This window comes from Herbaspirillum sp. Sphag64, assembly GCF_014192645.1.
Lineage (GTDB): Bacteria > Pseudomonadota > Gammaproteobacteria > Burkholderiales > Burkholderiaceae_D > Herbaspirillum.
Window position 1 is genome coordinate 110,873 of sequence record NZ_JACHYE010000011.1, and the last position, 17,732, is coordinate 128,604.

General features: G+C 57.5%; 14 protein-coding genes. 2 read left to right on the forward strand and 12 right to left on the reverse strand.

Annotated features, from left to right (window positions below):
• Positions 1-55 precede the first annotated feature (55 nt).
• From FHW66_RS16440 to trxA, 12 genes are all read right to left on the reverse strand, one after another.
• Complete coding sequence (locus FHW66_RS16440) at positions 56-1,063, reverse strand: amidohydrolase family protein (RefSeq protein ID WP_221197037.1); 1,008 nt, start codon at positions 1,061-1,063, stop codon at positions 56-58.
• Between the two features lie 10 nt (positions 1,064-1,073).
• Positions 1,074-1,646, reverse strand: coding sequence for a 3-hydroxyanthranilate 3,4-dioxygenase (locus FHW66_RS16445; RefSeq protein WP_183380899.1), 573 nt, complete (start codon positions 1,644-1,646; stop codon positions 1,074-1,076).
• A gap of 100 nt (positions 1,647-1,746) precedes the next feature.
• Positions 1,747-2,178 (reverse strand): RidA family protein, encoded by a 432-nt coding sequence (locus tag FHW66_RS16450; protein WP_183380900.1) that lies wholly within the window; start codon positions 2,176-2,178, stop codon positions 1,747-1,749.
• The gene (locus FHW66_RS16455) at positions 2,175-2,969 is read right to left on the reverse strand and encodes a 2-keto-4-pentenoate hydratase (RefSeq protein WP_183380901.1); all 795 of its coding nucleotides are present in this window, start codon (positions 2,967-2,969) and stop codon (positions 2,175-2,177) included. Before FHW66_RS16455 ends, FHW66_RS16450 begins: the two co-directional genes overlap by 4 nt.
• Positions 2,966-4,024 (reverse strand): 4-hydroxy-2-oxovalerate aldolase, encoded by a 1,059-nt coding sequence (dmpG, locus tag FHW66_RS16460; RefSeq protein ID WP_183380902.1) that lies wholly within the window; start codon positions 4,022-4,024, stop codon positions 2,966-2,968. The genes FHW66_RS16455 and dmpG overlap by 4 nt, the downstream gene beginning before the upstream one ends.
• 30 nt (positions 4,025-4,054) lie before the next feature.
• Complete coding sequence (locus FHW66_RS16465) at positions 4,055-5,035, reverse strand: acetaldehyde dehydrogenase (acetylating) (RefSeq protein ID WP_183380903.1); 981 nt, start codon at positions 5,033-5,035, stop codon at positions 4,055-4,057.
• A gap of 36 nt (positions 5,036-5,071) precedes the next feature.
• Positions 5,072-5,863 carry a 2-keto-4-pentenoate hydratase gene (locus tag FHW66_RS16470; protein WP_183380904.1) on the reverse strand — a complete coding sequence of 264 codons (792 nt, stop codon included), beginning with the start codon at positions 5,861-5,863 and terminating at the stop codon, positions 5,072-5,074.
• 10 nt (positions 5,864-5,873) lie between these two features.
• A complete protein-coding gene (locus FHW66_RS16475) occupies positions 5,874-6,293 on the reverse strand; it encodes a RidA family protein (protein ID WP_183380905.1) in 420 nt (139 codons plus the stop codon).
• A 7-nt stretch (positions 6,294-6,300) separates the two neighbouring features.
• The gene (locus FHW66_RS16480; RefSeq protein WP_370543491.1) at positions 6,301-7,734 is read right to left on the reverse strand and encodes a 2-hydroxymuconic semialdehyde dehydrogenase; all 1,434 of its coding nucleotides are present in this window, start codon (positions 7,732-7,734) and stop codon (positions 6,301-6,303) included.
• Positions 7,735-8,047: 313 nt separating this feature from the next.
• Complete coding sequence (locus tag FHW66_RS16485) at positions 8,048-9,010, reverse strand: LysR family transcriptional regulator (RefSeq protein WP_183380907.1); 963 nt, start codon at positions 9,008-9,010, stop codon at positions 8,048-8,050.
• A 366-nt stretch (positions 9,011-9,376) separates the two neighbouring features.
• A complete protein-coding gene (gene rho / locus FHW66_RS16490; RefSeq protein WP_183380908.1) occupies positions 9,377-10,639 on the reverse strand; it encodes a transcription termination factor Rho in 1,263 nt (420 codons plus the stop codon).
• 188 nt (positions 10,640-10,827) lie between these two features.
• Positions 10,828-11,154, reverse strand: a complete 327-nt coding sequence (trxA, locus tag FHW66_RS16495) for a thioredoxin TrxA (RefSeq protein ID WP_183380909.1) — start codon at positions 11,152-11,154, stop codon at positions 10,828-10,830.
• A gap of 404 nt (positions 11,155-11,558) precedes the next feature.
• Between trxA and FHW66_RS16500 the strand changes: the two genes are divergently transcribed.
• Together FHW66_RS16500 and FHW66_RS16505 are read left to right on the forward strand one after the other, a co-directional pair.
• Positions 11,559-14,327: a PD-(D/E)XK nuclease family protein gene (locus FHW66_RS16500; protein WP_183380910.1), complete on the forward strand. Its 2,769-nt coding sequence runs from the start codon at positions 11,559-11,561 to the stop codon at positions 14,325-14,327.
• A complete protein-coding gene (locus tag FHW66_RS16505; protein WP_255459012.1) occupies positions 14,327-17,686 on the forward strand; it encodes an exodeoxyribonuclease V subunit beta in 3,360 nt (1,119 codons plus the stop codon). The genes FHW66_RS16500 and FHW66_RS16505 overlap by 1 nt, the downstream gene beginning before the upstream one ends.
• Positions 17,687-17,732 lie beyond the last annotated feature (46 nt).

Below are 17,732 nucleotides of genomic sequence, written 5' to 3' on the forward strand. Positions count from 1 at the left end.
CGGCGCTCTATTGCTGAGCTTGCGTGAGATGACCCGGGATCGGGCCTGGGTCATCTCAGATGCCGAAGAACTTGCGTGCGTTGCCACCCAGCAGACGGGTATGGGTCTCGGCACTGAAGCGGGTATCGCGGATCAGTTGTCCCACCTGTTGCTCACCCAATGGATAGGGATAATCGGAACCAAGCATGACGCGCTCTTCCCCCATGATATCCACCAGCAGCTCCAGCGAACGGCTATCGAAGACGGCTGAGTCGACGAAAAAGCGGTCGACATAGGACGATGGTGGATGCGGGCAATCCTGACGGATGATGTCGCGCTCGCGCCAGGCGTTGTCGACCCGCCCCAGCAGGAAGGCGAAGCTGCCGCCACCATGCGCAAAGCAGATCTTCAATGAGCGCGGCAGACGTTCGAACGCACCCGACAGAATCAGCGACAGAATGCCCAGCTGGGTTTCCGCAGGCATGGCAACCAGCCAGGGCAGCATCCATTTTTTCATGCGTTGTTCGCCGCCCATCATGTCCCACGGGTGGACCAGCAGTGGAATATCTTCGTTGGCGCAATGCGTCAGAAACTCCAGCATGCCTTCATCATCCAGATCGCGATGTTCCAGATGATTGCCGATCTGTACGCCAACATGGCCGATGCTCTTGGCACGCGAAGCTTCCTTGCAGGCGGCATCGATGTCTTGCAGCGGCACTTGTGCCAGTGTCTTCAGACGGTCTGGCGCATGGCTGCACAGCTGCACTGCATAGTCGTTCATGCGTTGGGCCCAGGGCAAGGCTTGGACAATCGGATAGCGGTAGCCGAACATGACCGGTGTGGCACACATGATTTGCAGGTTTACGCCTGCGGCATCCATTTCGGCAATCCGGCGGGCCGGATCCCATAGTGCCGAATACACTGGGCGGAACGGCTTGTCGCCGGTCATGATCATGCCGTGATCATTGTCATTGATCTGCAACCAGGGAGCGGCATGCGGATCAAGTGCAGCGGCTTCGGCCTGGGTGATTGGCGGGAAAAAGTGCGAGTGAATGTCGATCACTGGCGTCGATGGTGTACTCAAGCTGAGCCCCTTATTTGGTTTGTTTGACGTGGTCGGTGACTGCCTCGGCTATCACCTTGGCGGCCAGTTTTCCGGGGTGGACGGTGCCGCATTGCGGGCAGACGCGAACGTTGGCGTCGCTGTAGAAGCGTTCGAACAGTGGTGGCAGGTCGTCAACGATACTGTTGAGCTGGACTTCAACTCGATGCACCAGATGATTGCAGTCGAGGCAATACCATTCAAAGCCGTCGAGCAGACCGGCCGGACGCTGGCGTTCGATCACCAGGCACAGGCTGTCGGCTTCCGGCCGCTGCGGCGAGTGGCGCACATGCGGTGGCAGCAGGAAGATATCGCCTTCCTTGAGTTCCACGCGTTCAATGCGGCCATTGTTTTGCACATTCAGATAGGCATTGCCTTTGAATTGATAAAAGAACTCTTCCAGCGGATCATCATGGAAGTCGGTGCGATGGTTGGGGCCGCCCACGACGGTGATGATGAAGTCAGCGTCTTTCCAGACCTGCTGGTTGCCGACCGGTGGTTTGAGTTTGTCGGCATGGTCATCGAGCCATTTCTTGAAATTCAGTGGCAGTCCATAGGTGAACATGTGAGTCTCCTTCTCTTCCTTGTTGTGTTTATTATTAGTTTGTTTGTTTGGTTGATTGGTTGATTGGTTGATTGGTTGTTCGTTGTTTGTGCGTTGCCCGTTATTGAGGATGGTAGGCAACTGCCTTGATTTCAATCAGCAAATGCGGGTGCGGTAACTGGTGGACGGCGACGGTGGTACGGGTCGGTCCTTCATAGTCAAAGTATTCACCGTAGACGTCGTTGTAGCCACCGAAATCATTCATGTTGACCAGAAAGGTCGAGATCTCGACAACGTTGTTGAGGTCGGCACCGACGCTGCGCAGAATGTCGCGGATATTGTCGATCACGGCGCGGGTTTGGGCGCGAATATCGAGTTGCGTGACACCCATGGGATCGACTTCGACGCCGACAAAGCTGTTGTCCGGACGGCGCGAGCTGGTGCCCGACACAAACAGGAAGTCACCGGCGCGCTTGACGTGCGGAAATTTGCCGCGCGGTGTCGCCTTCCCTGCTACCAGGGTGGCTTGTGTAGATACGTTGTTCTGTCTCATACAATCGCTCCGGTAAAGAACTCGACCCGGCCCAGACCGCCGATGTCCGTGCTGACATGCAAGCCCGGACGCAAGGCTTCGGCGGCGGTAGCGGCACCGGCCATGATCAGGGACCCGGCTGGCAAGGTCATTTCTGCCTTGCTCAGTAACTGTGATGCCTGCACGATGCTGCGCAAGGGATTGCCGAGGATGGCGCCGGTACTGCCTAGTTGCACGGCATGGCCGTTAAAACGCATGGCGACACCGCGATTGCTGAGCTTGCGCAAGTCGTCGGTAGCGCTGGAAAACGCGCCGATGACGAGTCCTGCAGAGGAGCAGTTGTCGGCCACCACATCTTCCAGAGTGAACTTGAAGTTACGGTAGCGGGAATCGATGATTTCCATCGCCGGGGCAACGGCTTCGAGATAATTGCCTGCTTCCAGTAGACTTAATGGCCGGTCAATATTGCGCTTGGTGAGGAAGCAGACTTCCGGCTCGACACGCGCATGGATGAAGTCAGCCAGATCAACAATGCTACCTTCTTCACGCAGCATGCCATCGGTGAGCAGGCCCCAGATCAGGCTGTCCACGCCCATTTGCACCATCTTGGCCCGGCTGGTGAAACCCAGCTTGATGCCGATGGGGTGTTCACCGCGGGCATGGCGTTGCGCTAATGAGGCGCGTTGAATCGCGTAGGCCTGATCCAGTGTGAAGGCATGACGCGGGGTCAGTGGATCAATTTCATGGCGCTGATGGGCGGCGGCATCCAGTGTGACGGCCAGTGCTTGCAGGTCGACGATGGAGGGGCTCATGCGGTCTTCACTTTCTGTGCCTGATTCTGTGTCTGGTCTTGACGTTGTTGCAGCAAGTCCAGAGCAACGTCAACGATCATGTCTTCCTGACCACCGACCATGCGACGTCTGCCTAGCTCCACCAGAATATCGACGGCGGCAATGCCATAGCGTTTGGCAGCTGCTTCGGCATGACGCAGGAAGCTGGAGTAGACCCCGGCGTAGCCGAGCGCGAGCGTTTCACGGTCAACCCGCACCGGGCGGTCTTGTAGCGGGCGCACCAGATCATCGGCCGCGTTCATCAACGTAAACAGGTCAGTGCCATGTCGGTAACCGAGACGGTCAATTGCGGCGATAAACACTTCCAGTGGCGCATTACCGGCACCGGCACCCATGCCGGCCAGCGAGGCATCGACCCGGTCGCAACCGTTTTCAATGGCGACGATGGAGTTGGCAACGCCGAGTGAGAGATTGTGGTGCGCGTGCATACCGGTGGTGGTGTCCGGGTGGAGCACCTCCTTGAAGGCCTTGAAGCGGTCTGCCACATCCTGCATCGACAAGGCACCGCCGGAGTCCACCACATAGACGCACTGCGCACCGTAGGATTCCATCAGCTTGGCCTGCTTGGCCAGTGCCGATGGCGTAGTCATATGCGACATCATCAGGAAGCCCACGGTATCCATGCCCAGCTTGCGGGCATGCTCGATATGCTGTCGGGAAACATCGGCTTCGGTGCAGTGCGTCGCCACGCGCACCGTGCGGGCACCGGCCGCATAGGCGGCATCCAGATCATGCACGGTGCCAATGCCGGGAATCAGTAGTGTCGCCACCCGGGCGTGCTGCAGGACGCTGGCAACGGCTTCGATCCAGTCCAGATCGGTGTGCGCGCCAAAGCCATAGTTGAAGCTGGAGCCGGACAAGCCATCGCCGTGGGCGACTTCGATGCTGTCGACCTTGGCGGCATCGAGTGCCTTGGCAATAGCGACGGCATCGGCCAGTGAATACTGGTGACGGATGGCGTGCATGCCGTCACGCAGGGTGACGTCAGAGATATAGATTTTTTTGTCGGAGATCATGCTGGTCTTCCTGTGATGTCGTTGCGATGACTACGCATTGTTGGCGTGTGGCGCTAACCGTTTGGCGATACTCTCAGCCGCAGCCATTGCCGCCGAGGTCATGATGTCTAGATTGCCGGCATAGGCGGGCAGGTAGTGGGCGGCACCCTCGACTTCCAGGAAGATCGAGACCTTGAGACCGCCCAGTTTGCCCAGCCCAGGGATGTTAAGTGGTTGATCAGCGGGGATGCGATCAAACTGCACATCTTGCTTGAGGCGGTAACCTGGTACATAGGCGGAGACGGCGGCGGCCATTTCCCTGATCGAGGCGCGGATCGCCTCTTCATCGGCGCTGGCATCGGCCAGACAGAACACGGTGTCGCGCATGATCAGTGGCGGCTCGGCCGGATTCATGATGATAATGGCCTTGCCGCGGCCGGCACCACCGACACTGACGATGGCGCGTGACGTGGTTTCGGTGAACTCATCAATATTGGCGCGGGTGCCGGGACCAGCCGATTTACTAGCGATGGAAGCAATGATTTCGGCGTAATGCACCGGTGCCACGCGTGAGACGGCGCGCACCATCGGGATCGTGGCTTGACCGCCACAGGTGACCATGTTGATGTTGGCACTGTCCAGATGGTCCTGCAGATTGACCACCGGAATGACATATGGACCGATGGCTGCCGGCGTCAGGTCAATGACCTGAATGCCATGTTCCTGCAGGATCCGATTATGTTCAGCGTGCGCACCGGCGGAGGTGGCGTCGAACGCGATCTTGATCTTGTCGAAGCCGGGCAGACGGGTCAGCCCTTGCACGCCTTCGTGGGTGGTTGCCACACCCATGCGGGCGGCGCGCGCCAATCCATCGGAGGTGGGGTCAATGCCGACCATGGCGCCCATATTCAAGTGTTTGGCATTGCGCAAGACCTTGATCATGAGATCGGTGCCGATATTTCCCGAGCCGATGATGGCGACATCCACGCGTGGCTGCTCTGGGTGCGCTGGCTGTTGTGTTGATTGAGTCATGCTGTTTCCTGTGGTTGCAGATTATCGGTACCAGAATTAAACGGAAAACGAGGCGGTGACGCGACCGAGCCCTTCGATTTGGGCCTCAAAGACGTCACCGGCGGTGGCGACGACCATCGGTCCCAATGCACCGGTCATGATGATATCGCCCGGTTGTAGCGGGTTGCCTACGCGTGCCATCGTGTCGGCCAGCCAGACCGCTGCGTGCAGGGGATTGCCCAGACACGCCGCACCGGCACCGATGGAGACCTGATCGCCGCGTCGTTCCATCAACATGCCGCAACCGGTGATGTCAAAGTCGGCCAGCTTGACCGGACGCGAACCCAGCACGAACAGGCCTGAGGAGGCGTTGTCGGCGATGGTGTCAGTCAGCCGGATATCCCAGTTGGCGATGCGGCTGCCGACGATTTCCAGTGCCGGCACCGCGTAGGCGGTGGCATTGATGATGTCGGCCACGGTGTGCTTGGCGTGGGTCAGCGGACGATCGATGATGAGGGCGATTTCTGCCTCGATCTTGGGTTGTACGATACGGGCAATATCGATAGCTTCACCGTCGGCGACCGCCATGTCGGCGAACAGCATGCCGAAGTCGGGCTGACCAACGCCAAGCTGGGTTTGTACCGCCTTGGAGGTCAAGCCGATCTTGCGACCGACTAGGCGACGGCCCTGTGCCAGCCAGCGTTCGGTATTGCGTTGCTGCACGGCATAGGCGGCGTCGATATCGGTGGCGCCGATCAGATTGCGTACCGGTGCACAGGGCTGGCCGCTGGTATGGACTTGCCACAATAGTTCAGCGGCTTGCTGGATAGATGCATTGTCGAGTGTCATCGGGGCTGTCTCAGGATTGAACGAAGGAAAATTCGATTTCAACAGTCGCGCCCAGTGGCAGCGCTGTGACGCCGACACTGGTACGTGCCGGGGGCGTGGCGTTACCGGCAAAGACCGATTCCCAGGCAGCATTGATGTCGGCGAAGGCATCAAAGCGGGTGGTGAAGATGCGCGCAATGAGCAGGTCATCGAGGGTGACGCCGTAGTCCGGCATGGCCCGTTGCAGATTGGCCAGAATCAATGCGGTCTCGGCACCGGGGCCGCCGCTGTCGAGCTGGCCGGTGGCGAGGTCCAGCGCGATCATGCCGGATACCTGAATGACCGGACCGATCCGGACGCAGGGACTATAGCGAAAACGTGGTGCCAGAATCGCCGCTGATTGCAGGCACTGGCGTTGCTGTTGATTTGTGATGGTCGTGATGCTGGTCATGCTGGCCTCACAGCTTGATGCAGATATTGGTGATCTCGGAATAGAAGTCCAGCGAGTAACGCCCGCCTTCACGTCCCAGACCAGATTGTTTAACGCCACCAAAGGGGGTACGCAGATCACGCAGGTACCAGGTGTTGACCCACACCAGACCTGCTTCGATCTGTGGTGCCACGCGGTGTGCACGCTTGAGGTCGGAAGTCCAGACTGCGCAGGCCAGACCGTAGTCGCTGTCGTTGATGCGGGCAATCACTTCTTCTTCGCGATCGAACGGAGCGATGTGGCATACCGGGCCAAAGATTTCTTCGGTCACGCAGCGCGCATTGTCGGGCAAACCAGTCCAGATGGTCGGTTGTACATAGGCACCCTGATCACGCGCATCACCGAATACCGGGACGCTACCACCGGCCACGACGGTGGCGCCTTCTTCGACTGCCAGACGGTAGTAGGACAAGACCTTGTCACGATGGCCGTGGGAAATCAGCGGACCCATGTCAACATTGGCTTCGTGGGGGTAGCCGATTTTCAGGGCGGCGGTCTTTTCCTTCATGGCGGCAACGAAGCGATCAAAAATCGGACGTTCAACATAGACGCGCTCGGAGCATAGGCACACCTGACCGGAGTTGGTGAACGAGGAGCGCATTACGCCTGCCACGGCGGCATCAAAGTCGGCGTCGGCAAAGACCACGGCAGCATTCTTGCCACCCAGTTCGAACGAGATTTCCTTCATGCCATCGGCGACTGCCTTCATGATGGTGCTGCCGGTTTTGGATTCCCCGGTGAAGGTGACGGCATCGATACCAGGATGGCGGGTCAGGAATTCGCCGGCAGAGTTACCGCCGAAGCCGTGGATCAGATTGAACACGCCCTGCGGCAAGCCGGCATCGCGCATGACTTCGGCCAGCAAGGTCGCGGAGGAGGGGGATTCTTCCGAGGGCTTGGCTACCACGGTATTGCCACAGGCCAGTGCCGGTGCGACTTTCCAGGTGAACAGCAGCAACGGCAGATTCCACGGCGAGATGATGCCGATCACGCCCAGTGGTTTGCGTACGGTGTAGTTAAGGGCGCCAGCGCCATCGGCGCTTTCGCTCTGGAACAGGTCAGTGTTGGCAGTCTTGGCGAGGTCAGCGAAGCTGCGGAAATTGGCGATGCCACGTGCTATGTCCAGGGTACGTGCCTGATGGACCGGGCGACCTGTGTCGGCTACTTCGGCGGCGACGAATTCTTCAAAACGCGCTTCAATTCCATCAGCAATCTTGTGCAGCATGGCGCTTCGTTCAGAGACCGTCATCCTTCCCCATGGGCCTTTTAACGCGGCTTGTGCGGCGCTGACTGCGGCATCGACGGTGGCAGCATCAGCTTCATGGACGTCGGCAATCAGGCTGCCGTCAACCGGTGAGGTATTGCGAAAGGTTTTGCTGCTCGCGACGAATTGGCCATCAATGAAATGATGAAGTTGGCGTCTCGTTGTCGTTGTTGATGATGCTGATGCTAGTGCTGCAGATGTTGCTGCGGATTGTGAACTCACGAACAGATCTCCCGATATTGAGCGTTCAGATCTGGCGAGTGCAGCACCTCGGTGCCGCAGTCCTACTGCTACAAAGGAAGCCGTTTTTTTATGATGAATATAACGGCATGCCAACCAGCCAGATCAACTTTTGTCTGGCTAGTATAGGGAGAGCCCGATATCAAACATAATGAAAAATAGGGACTTCAGTATTCCCGAAATTGATGGCTGAATGGTGCGTTGCGTTACCTCAATAAGTCGCTGCGGTTTCTTTCAGGCAGTTGATGAAAGCTTGTGCCGCCGGCGTTGGCGCACGGTCACTACGGATCGAATAGCCGATATCGCCAAACTCGCCGAGGTCGCCTAATTCCAGAATGGCAAGCAATCCGAGTTGCGAGAAATGTTGCGCCACGGCACGTGGCATCAGGGAAATCGATGGTGAGTCGTGCATGAGTCCGATATTGGTCAGTAGCGATAGCGATTCGACAATATTGGTCGGAATACTCAGGCCAGCATCACGGAACAGGTGTTCAGCAGTCAGGCGGGCAGGAGAAATTTGTAGCGGGAAAATCCACGGCCAGTCGAGCAGGTCGGTCAGGCGGATATCGCGTTGTTTTGCCAGCGGGTGGGCGACGCCAGTCACAGCACACAGTGCCTCGCTATAGAGCATGGTGTGCTCGAATGCATACATGCGCGCCAGCGGCAGATCGCGCTCGGGCAGGCGACCGACTACCAGATCAAGCTCACCGGTGGCCAACGCTGGAAACAATTGGTCGGTCGGGCCATCGCGTACCGTTACCAGCACGCCCGGACGTTGCTGCTTGAGGCGGGTGATCGCCTGTGGCAGTAGACGCGCCGAGGCCGAGATGACTGTACCGATAATCACATGACCGCTGTCGCCGGTGCGGAAAGTGTTGAGTTCGTCGGTCAGATAGCGCAGTTCGGCAATCACGGTCTTGACCCTGGTGCCGAGTAGTGTGCCGTAGCAGGTCGGTGTGACGCCACGGTTGCTGCGTTCAAACAGCGGTACATCGAGGTCGGCCTCGAGTTCCTGGATCGCCTTGGTGACCGCCGGTTGAGTGAGGTTGAGTTCACGGGCAGCACGGGCGATGGAGGAAGAACTCAGCACGCGTTCAAAAATGAGCAGCGGCTTGAGCTTGAGTCGGCGCAGCATCACATCGGTGAGCGGGATGTTGGCGCGTTTGTCGGACATGGTTGTCTCCCTGCCGGTGGCCTGTTGCGCTCCGGACAGTTTTTATCTTGTTGATTAGCGAGCGGTTTCGGCATTCACGCAAGGTTTGTGCCGACCCGCAGCAGATTCTTCGTTCTGTCAGCGGGATGCTGGTTTATTCGTTGCTTTATTTCTTTATTTCTTTATTTCTTTATTGCCAGTCTGCCAAGTCACTGGTGTTTTGTGAACTACAGCTTCTGCTAAAGCGGCACAGTGTACTGTATCTGCTGGCGTGCTCGCCAGTACCGGCAAAATGCCAGGGCGAAAAAAATCCGGCCAGGGATCGGGGATCCGGCCGGATGTTTCTTTTGCTTGTGCGGGAGTTGACGACAACCCGACAACCACAACTTAGCTGCCGCGACGCATCATGTCGAAGAACTCAGCGTTGTTCTTGGTGGATTTCATCTTGTCGAGGATGAATTCCATCGCTTCGATTTCGTCCATGTCGTACATCAGCTTGCGCAATACCCAGATCTTTTGCAGTTGGTCTGGCTTGATCAGCAGTTCTTCGCGACGGGTACCTGACTTGCTCAGGTTGATCGCCGGGTAGACACGCTTTTCGGCCAGACGGCGTTCCAGATGTACTTCCATGTTGCCGGTACCTTTGAATTCTTCAAAGATCACGTCATCCATACGGCTGCCGGTTTCGATCAGGGCTGTCGCGATGATGGTCAGCGAGCCGCCTTCTTCGACGTTACGGGCCGCACCGAAGAAGCGCTTCGGACGTTGCAGTGCGTTGGCATCGACACCACCGGTCAGGACCTTGCCGGAGGCAGGAATCACGGTGTTGTAGGCGCGTGCCAGACGGGTGATCGAGTCCAGCAGAATGACCACATCCTTCTTCATTTCGACCAGACGCTTGGCCTTTTCCAGCACCATTTCTGCGACTTGCACGTGACGCGTTGCCGGTTCGTCGAAGGTCGAGGCGACCACTTCGCCGCGCACCGAGCGTTGCATTTCGGTCACTTCTTCCGGACGTTCATCGATCAGCAGCACGATCATCACGGCTTCCGGATGATTGGTGGTGATGGCGTGCGCAATGTGTTGCAGCATCACCGACTTGCCCGACTTGGGTGACGCCACCAGCAAGCCGCGTTGGCCTTTGCCGATAGGGGCGATCAGATCGATGATACGGCCGGTAATGTTTTCCTCGCCGCGCATGTCCCGTTCGAGCTGCAGCAGCTTGTTGGGGTGCAGTGGCGTGAGGTTTTCAAACAGGATACGGTGCTTGGAGGCTTCCGGCGCTTCGCCGTTGACCTTGTCGACCTTGACCAGCGCAAAGTAGCGCTCGCCGTCTTTCGGGGTACGCACTTCGCCTTCGATCGAGTCGCCAGTGTGCAGATTGAAGCGACGGATTTGCGAAGGCGAAATATAGATGTCGTCAGTCGACGCCATATAGCTGGCGTCCGGCGAGCGCAGAAAGCCGAAGCCGTCAGGCAGCACTTCCAGAGCGCCATCGCCAAAAATCTGTTCTCCTGATTTCGCCCGCTTCTTGAGGATGGCGAACATCAGTTCTTGTTTGCGCAGGCGCGCTGCGTTATCGATGTCTAGGCTGATTGCCATTTCAAGCAATGCGGAGACGTGTAACGCCTTTAATTCTGATAAATGCATATGGTTGTCCCGGGATGGGAATAGTCAGGGTGGGGGAGGGAATTACGTGGTGTGTTAAAAACGAAAGAGCCAGTGTGATTGTTATATTTGCTGGTGCAGACCTAGCAAGGCACCGATCATACCAAAACCTGAACCAACTTTGCAGGAAAAGACGGCGTTACGGGCGTAACGCCGCCTAGTCACGTCAATCAGATATTGCTGTCAATAAACGAAGTCAGCTGGCTCTTGGCCACGGAGCCGACTTTTTGCGCTGCAGCAACACCATTCTTGAACAGAATCAGGGTTGGAATGCCGCGGATGCCGAACTTGGATGGAATAGCCTGGTTGCTGTCGACATCGAGTTTGACGACTTGCAGCTTGCCATCATATTCCTTGGCGATTTCTTCCAGAATTGGTGCAATGGCCTTGCAGGGACCGCACCATTCGGCCCAGAAGTCCACCAGGACAGGCTTGTCGGATTTCAAAACGTCGGCTTCAAAAGAGGCGTCAGAGATATGCTTGATGTTTTCGCTCATGGTCAATCCTCGGTATGAGGGGATATAAGAAGTAAGGGTTCAATTAGCGCCGGAGGAACATACCACTTGCCTGGCGGTTGCCATCAACGCTCGTTCAAAGTGCATTAGTGCTGAATGCAGATGGAGTCGTTGCGCCTTGATTCAAGTTATTTTGAAGTGCGGCAGCGGGTGATCGGCTGAATACGGGGCCAATCATAACCGATTTTCAGAAAAAGTGGGGGTGCACTGCGGTATCCGTTAACCGGCCCGCCGGCGTGGCCTGGCGGGCGATGCGGGATTGCCACAAATGCACTGTGCTCTCGCATACAATGCCCCGTGGCATGCTCGATGATAGTTTTTGGCAATGCCTGCGATTGATATTTATTTGTCATTTTCCTTCTATTTCACTTCGATTTCTTGTGCCCATGCTGCATTCCCCCTTGTTGATCAATCCTTCTGCTGATTTCTGGCGTCATGCTGCTGAGGCCTTGTTAGAGCCGGATCAGGTGTTAGGACAACGCATGCAGGCAGGGAGTCGCGATTTTTCAGGAGTGCAGGTGGTGGTGCCGGCGTTTTCGCATGCAATCCATTGGCGTGCCGGACTGACGCAGGCGCTGGCAGCGCGCAGCGCTCCGGCAGCAACATCCTTCATCGCGCCGCGCATCAACACGCTGGCTGGCTGGCTGGCCCTGCAGACACCGCAGCCGGTGCTTGATGACAGCCAGCGCATCATGCTGCTGTATGCCCAGTTGCGCCAGCATGGCTGGCTCAAGAAAATGTTTTCGGCACGTCGCAATACCGATTTGTTGCCACTGGCGCAAACCTTATTGTCACTTTCCGATGAATTGACCCAGGCGTTGCTGCCGGCCATGCAGCTTGCGCCAGATGATGCTGATGCGCGCTGGCAGGCAGCGCTGAAGCAGTTGACTCCCGCTGCACGCAGCATCCTGTCGGATGAGGCGCAACTGGTCTGGTCGATCTGGAAAAGTCAGCTCGATGACGACGACAAGCATGTGCGGCGCTTTGCCCGCCTGTTGGCACTGGCGCAGCCGACTGCGGGTGCGCCTGCACTGGCACCGTTGATTTGGTTGAGTCCGGTTGCCGCTGAGCCGATGGAGCAGGCGTTTTTGGATGTCTATGCCCGACATGCCGAGGTACAACCGGTCCTACTCGACTGGCGCGGTCCGGATGTACCGCTGCTGTATCAGACGGCGTGGCCGGAATTGTGCGATAGCGCCTTGCCGCCGCCATCCGATGATCTGTTTGCCTCCAGTATGGACGTGCCGACCTTGGCTTTGTGTCCAGCGGTGAGTCTCGAAGATGGCGCCGTACAAAGCGCGCAGATCGTACTGGCGTGGCTGGCGCAAGGCAAGCAAGATATCGCTGTGGTAGCGCAGGATCGAGTCAGCGCCCGTCGTCTGCGTGCGTTGCTCGAACGTGCGCAGGTGGCGGTGGCCGATGAAACCGGCTGGAAGCTTTCAACCACGCGTGCAGCGGCCGCATTGGCTGCGTGGTGCGAGGTCGTGACTTCACGTGGCGAAACCAGAGCCTTGCTGGATCTGCTCAAGTCACCGTTCCTGTTTGCCAGCATGGAAGACAAGGCAGCCGTCGTGATGCAGATTGAATGGCAATTGCGGCGCAATAACATTGTCGGTGAGTGGCGCAGTATTTTGACGGCCTTTGACGAGACTTCATCAGCCTCAGATTGTCTGCAGGCGATTGCCCGGCAGGCGGCCGTGTTTGAGGGGCGTAAGAGCTTGCGCGGCTGGCGTATCTGCGCGCGGCAATTGCTGGATGCGCTGGATATGCGCGTTGCGTTGCAGGACGATACTGCTGGCCAGCAAGTGCTTGAAATGCTGGAGACGCTGGGGGCGGAGCAGGGTGAGCAAGGCGGCAACGGTGATCAGGACAAGGAAAGCGGCGACCTGTTCACATTTTCTGAGTGGCGTGCCTTGCTCAATCTGCAACTCGACACGGTCACGTTCATGCCGCCGATCAGTGATCGGCGCGTTGTCATGTTGCCACTCAACGGTGCCCGGTTGCGGCATTTTGATGCAGTGCTGGTCCTTGGTGCCGATGCGCAACATTTGCCTTCGCAACCACAGGAAACCCTGTTCTTTTCCAATGCTGTACGGCACGAGCTCGGCTTGCCGACGCGGCAGAGTCGCCAGCGTCAACAGTTGCGAGATCTGGCGGAACTGTTGTGTAGCAATCAAGAGGTGGTGCTGAGTTGGCAGACGCATGTGGACGGCGAACCCAATCCCGTCAGCCCCTGGCTGGAGCGTTTGCAACTCTGTCTTGCACGCGCTGGTATGTCACCGCTGCGCACATGGCGCTTGCCGCTGCCTGAGCAGCAGCTCAGCGGCATGTTACCCAGCATGCCAACCCCGACTGCCCCCAGCCTGTTACCGACCCGTCTGTCGGCGAGTGGCTATAACAGCCTGGTGGCGTGTCCGTATCAGTTTTTTGCATTACGCATGTTGCGCGTGAGCGTGCTCGATGAATTGTCCGATATGCCCGAGAAACGTGACTACGGTGGCTGGCTGCACGAGATCTTGATGACCTATCACGACACGGTACGTGATCAACGAACTCCGCTGACAGAACGTGATGCCTTGCTGGCAAAGATTTCGGCACAGGTATTTGATGCCGCCATTGATCAGCATCCGGTGGCGCTTGGTTATGCCGCGCGCTGGTACAAGGTCATGCCTGCCTATTTGCGTTGGGCCAATGAGCGAGAAGCGCAGGGTTGGTATTTTGTCCTCGGTGAAGAAGCGTTGCAGCACAAGCTTGACTGGCCGGGTGGTGAGATCGAGCTGCACGGACGACTAGACCGTATCGATGAGCATACCGAGGGTGATCAAGTTGAACGTGTCGTACTCGATTACAAGACGCGTACGCTGCCATCGCTAGTAACCAAGCTCAAGGATGCGGAAGATCATCAGTTGCCGTTTTATGGCTTGCTTTCCGGCCAGCGTTTGCAGGGCGCGCACTATGTTGCCCTGGAAACCTATAAGGATCAGACAGGCGATGTTGCAGCGCCTGATTTTGAGCAACGGCAGCAGGATTTGCAGCAACAGATTGTGCATGTATTCCGTTCAGTCCAGGAGGGTGCAGCACTACCGGCCAATGGCGTCGAATCGGTCTGCCAGTATTGTGAAGTACGCGGTCTGTGCCGCAAGGGAGCATGGTAATGACGGTCGATATTTCTGCCTACGAAATTAACGCACAACCGGCGCCGGCAGAAGCGTTTACGGCTGCCGCCTGCGATCCGCGTTACTCAGTCGTGGTTGAGGCATGTGCCGGCAGCGGTAAAACCTGGCTGCTGGTCGCGCGGATGTTGCGGCTCTTGCTGGCTGGCGCCAAGCCGGCTGAACTACTGGCCATCACCTTTACCCGCAAGGCTGCGCAGGAAATGCGCGAGCGGCTCATGGAGCTGCTGCACGAGTTGACGCTGGCGCCTGCTGAACAGGCGCGCCAGCTGCTGCGTGAGCGTGGTGTGTCAGAGAGTGAGCTGGCGCGTGTGATGCCCCTGGCGCGGTCACTGTATGAACAGATTCTGTCAGGTCAACAAAGCCTGTCGATCGATACCTTCCACAGCTGGTTTGCCCGACTGTTGCAACTGGCACCGCTGGCGTCCGGAGTTCCGCACGGCTATACGCTGACCGACAAGAACGGTGAGTTGATGAATGAGGCGTATCGCCGCTTCATGCAGGCAATACAAAAGCCAGCTCAGCGCGAACAGAAGGATGCCTTGCTGGCGCTGTATGAGCTGGCTGGGGATAGTGGCGCCAAGCGCTTGCTGGATGCATTTCTCGACAAGCGCGCCGAATGGTGGGCTGCGACCATGCCACCGCTATCATCCGATGATGCACCGCTACGGTGGTTGCAGGATTTGTGTGGCAACGATGCATTGCAGGATGCGCGGCTACAGGTCTGGCAGGACGACACGCTCAAGGCGCGTTTGCTGGAGGTGGCTGCGATATTGGGTAAAGGTGCGAGCGCCAACCAGAAGCGCGCGATCACGATTGAGACGCTGGTCAGCGGTGAGGCATCGCCTGAAAATTTCGCCGCTCTGGCATCGCAGTTCTACGATGATAACGATAAACCACGTGGTAACAACACCCGGACCAAGGCGCTCAAGGCGGCACTCGCAGCACATTTTTCGGTTGATGAAGATCAGGCAGTGACCCTGTTTGATGACTTGTTTGATGCGCTTGGCAGTACTTTGCGCGACTTGCAGTTACGTAGCGCAGAGAAAGTGGTGGTCGGATTGAACGCCGCCCTGTTCACCGCAGGACGTACCTATCTGGATGCCTATCAGGAGGTCAAGGCTGAGCAGCGTGTTTTCGATTTTGCCGATCTCGAATGGCATGCCTATCGACTCCTGACCAATGAGGCGACTGCCGCTTACCTGCAGAGCCGTCTTGATGCCAGATACAAACATATTCTGCTAGATGAATTTCAGGATACCAATCCTTTGCAGTGGAGCATCGTACGCGCCTGGTTACGTGCCTACGGTGATGACACGATGCAGCCGACGGTGTTTGTGGTGGGCGATCCCAAGCAATCCATTTACCGGTTCCGTCGCGCCGAGCCACGGGTATTTCAGGCTGCACGCAGTCTGCTGGAGCAACAAGGCGCGCTGGTTCTGCGTGCCAATCAGACGCGCCGCAATGCCAGTGCCATAGTTGGGTTCCTGAATACCAGTTTTGTAGGACGTAATCCCTTGTTTGCTGCACAGACGACGCTGGGGTTGCAGGGCGGTGCAGTGTGGCGCTTGCCTTTGGTACAAGCGCCGGTACTGGATGAGACTGATGCTGTCACATCGGCAACGTCCGTGACGGCATTGCGAAACCCGCTGACAACGCCGCGCGACGAAGAGGATGATGCGCGCCGCCGCGATGAAGGGCGTCTGGTAGCACAGGCGATTTTACAAGCGCGTCGACAGTTGCGCGTGCCGGGGCAGCAGGGCGAGCGCTCGCTCAAATGGAGCGACGTTATGCTGCTGGTCAAAAAGCGCCGCCATTTAATGTCCTACGAAGCAGCGTTGCGCGAGGCCGGGATTCCCTTTATCTCTGACAAGCGTGGTGGATTGCTTGATGCATTGGAAATCGCTGACCTGATTGCATTGTTGAATTTCTTGATCACGCCCAACGATACGCGCGCGCTGGCCCACGTATTGAAGAGTCCAATCATCGGCGCCAGCGACAGAGATCTGATCGTGCTGGCGCAACGCCCTGAACCACACTGGTGGCAACGACTGCAAGCGCAGTATCGGTTAGGTGAGGCGACGCCGCCGATGGCGCGTGCAGCGACGTTGCTCGCGCAGTGGCTGCAGGCGGCACCTCGCTATCCGGTACACGATTTGCTCGACATGATTTTGCATCAGGGACAATTAGTGGCGCGGTATGCCCAATCGGTAGCGCCGGCAATGCGGGCCCAAACCATTGGCAATATCGAATCGTTTGTCGAGCTGGCTCTGAATCTGGATGCTGGCCGCTTCCCGAGTCTGCCCAAATTCATCGACGCGCTGGCCAGTCTACAGCGTCATGCCGACAGTGATGCGCCGGATGAGGCCAGTGTGGACGCCGCTGCCGATGCGGTACGAATTTTGACGGTGCATAGCGCCAAGGGCTTGGAAGCACCGGTGGTGATCATGCTCGACACCAATCATAGTGACCCAGCGACAGACAATATCGGCATCTTGTGCGACTGGCCACAGGATCAGGATGCACCTACGCATTTTTCGGCATTCGGACGCAAGAGTGAACGTGGTCTTGCTCGTTCTCCCTGGTTTGCTGCTGAAGATGGATTCCGGACGCAGGAAGACTGGAATTTGCTCTATGTCGCCATTACCCGTGCCAAGCAATTGCTGATCGTCAGTGGGGTTGCCAGTACCAGAGGAGCTCTGGCCGGTGGCGAGCAGGAGGGAAGCTGGTACCACCGGCTGTTTGATCGTAGCAGTGAAGAGGTTGACTATTTAACCGTGCAGCCAGAAGCTACCGATCATGAGGCCGAGCATCTGGTCTCAGAAACCTTTTCTTTATCCTTGTTCGAACCTGTACCGTGCCCACCTGCTGTGCAGCCGGTCGCTATAGACAATGAAGCGATTGCAGAAGGGGTGGCGTTGCACGGCCTGCTGGAGCGAGTCACGCACACGCAGGCAGGCTGGCCAGTGAAGCTGCCGTCGCCATCAGAGATTGCACGCTGGTTGCCTTGCTCACTGGTGCTGGCAACTACGGTGCGAGCGCAGGCGCAGCAGATGCTGTCGCAGGTGGCGCTGGAAAGGTTCTTCAATCCGAATTTATACCGCTTTGCACGCAATGAAATGGAAATTGTTACTGTCCAGGGGGTCTTGCGTTGTGATCGGGTCGTCGTCTTCGATAGCGAAGTCTGGGTGCTTGATTACAAGCGCAAGCTGCTGGACAGCGAGCGCAGCGCCTATCAGGCGCAACTGACAGGATATCGCGGTGCGTTGGCACCATTGTTCCCGGATAAACACATCAAATCAGCGCTGATTACTGCGGATGGAAATTTGTGGGAACAATAGTTAATTGTCTATGCTCCAAGCTTGCCGTTGAAGATCTATGGCGGGC

Excerpts from the sequence above, each read along its gene's own strand:
- FHW66_RS16445 (WP_183380899.1), bottom strand. The coding sequence starts at position 1,646 with ATGTTCACCTATGGACTGCCACTGAATTTCAAGAAATGGCTCGATGAC.
- FHW66_RS16450 (WP_183380900.1), bottom strand. The coding sequence starts at position 2,178 with ATGAGACAGAACAACGTATCTACACAAGCCACCCTGGTAGCAGGGAAG.
- FHW66_RS16455 (WP_183380901.1), bottom strand. The coding sequence starts at position 2,969 with ATGAGCCCCTCCATCGTCGACCTGCAAGCACTGGCCGTCACACTGGAT.
- dmpG (WP_183380902.1), bottom strand. The coding sequence starts at position 4,024 with ATGATCTCCGACAAAAAAATCTATATCTCTGACGTCACCCTGCGTGAC.
- FHW66_RS16465 (WP_183380903.1), bottom strand. The coding sequence starts at position 5,035 with ATGACTCAATCAACACAACAGCCAGCGCACCCAGAGCAGCCACGCGTG.
- FHW66_RS16470 (WP_183380904.1), bottom strand. The coding sequence starts at position 5,863 with ATGACACTCGACAATGCATCTATCCAGCAAGCCGCTGAACTATTGTGG.
- FHW66_RS16475 (WP_183380905.1), bottom strand. The coding sequence starts at position 6,293 with ATGACCAGCATCACGACCATCACAAATCAACAGCAACGCCAGTGCCTG.
- FHW66_RS16485 (WP_183380907.1), bottom strand. The coding sequence starts at position 9,010 with ATGTCCGACAAACGCGCCAACATCCCGCTCACCGATGTGATGCTGCGC.
- rho (WP_183380908.1), bottom strand. The coding sequence starts at position 10,639 with ATGCATTTATCAGAATTAAAGGCGTTACACGTCTCCGCATTGCTTGAA.
- trxA (WP_183380909.1), bottom strand. The coding sequence starts at position 11,154 with ATGAGCGAAAACATCAAGCATATCTCTGACGCCTCTTTTGAAGCCGAC.
- FHW66_RS16500 (WP_183380910.1), top strand. The coding sequence starts at position 11,559 with ATGCTGCATTCCCCCTTGTTGATCAATCCTTCTGCTGATTTCTGGCGT.
- FHW66_RS16505 (WP_255459012.1), top strand. The coding sequence starts at position 14,327 with ATGACGGTCGATATTTCTGCCTACGAAATTAACGCACAACCGGCGCCG.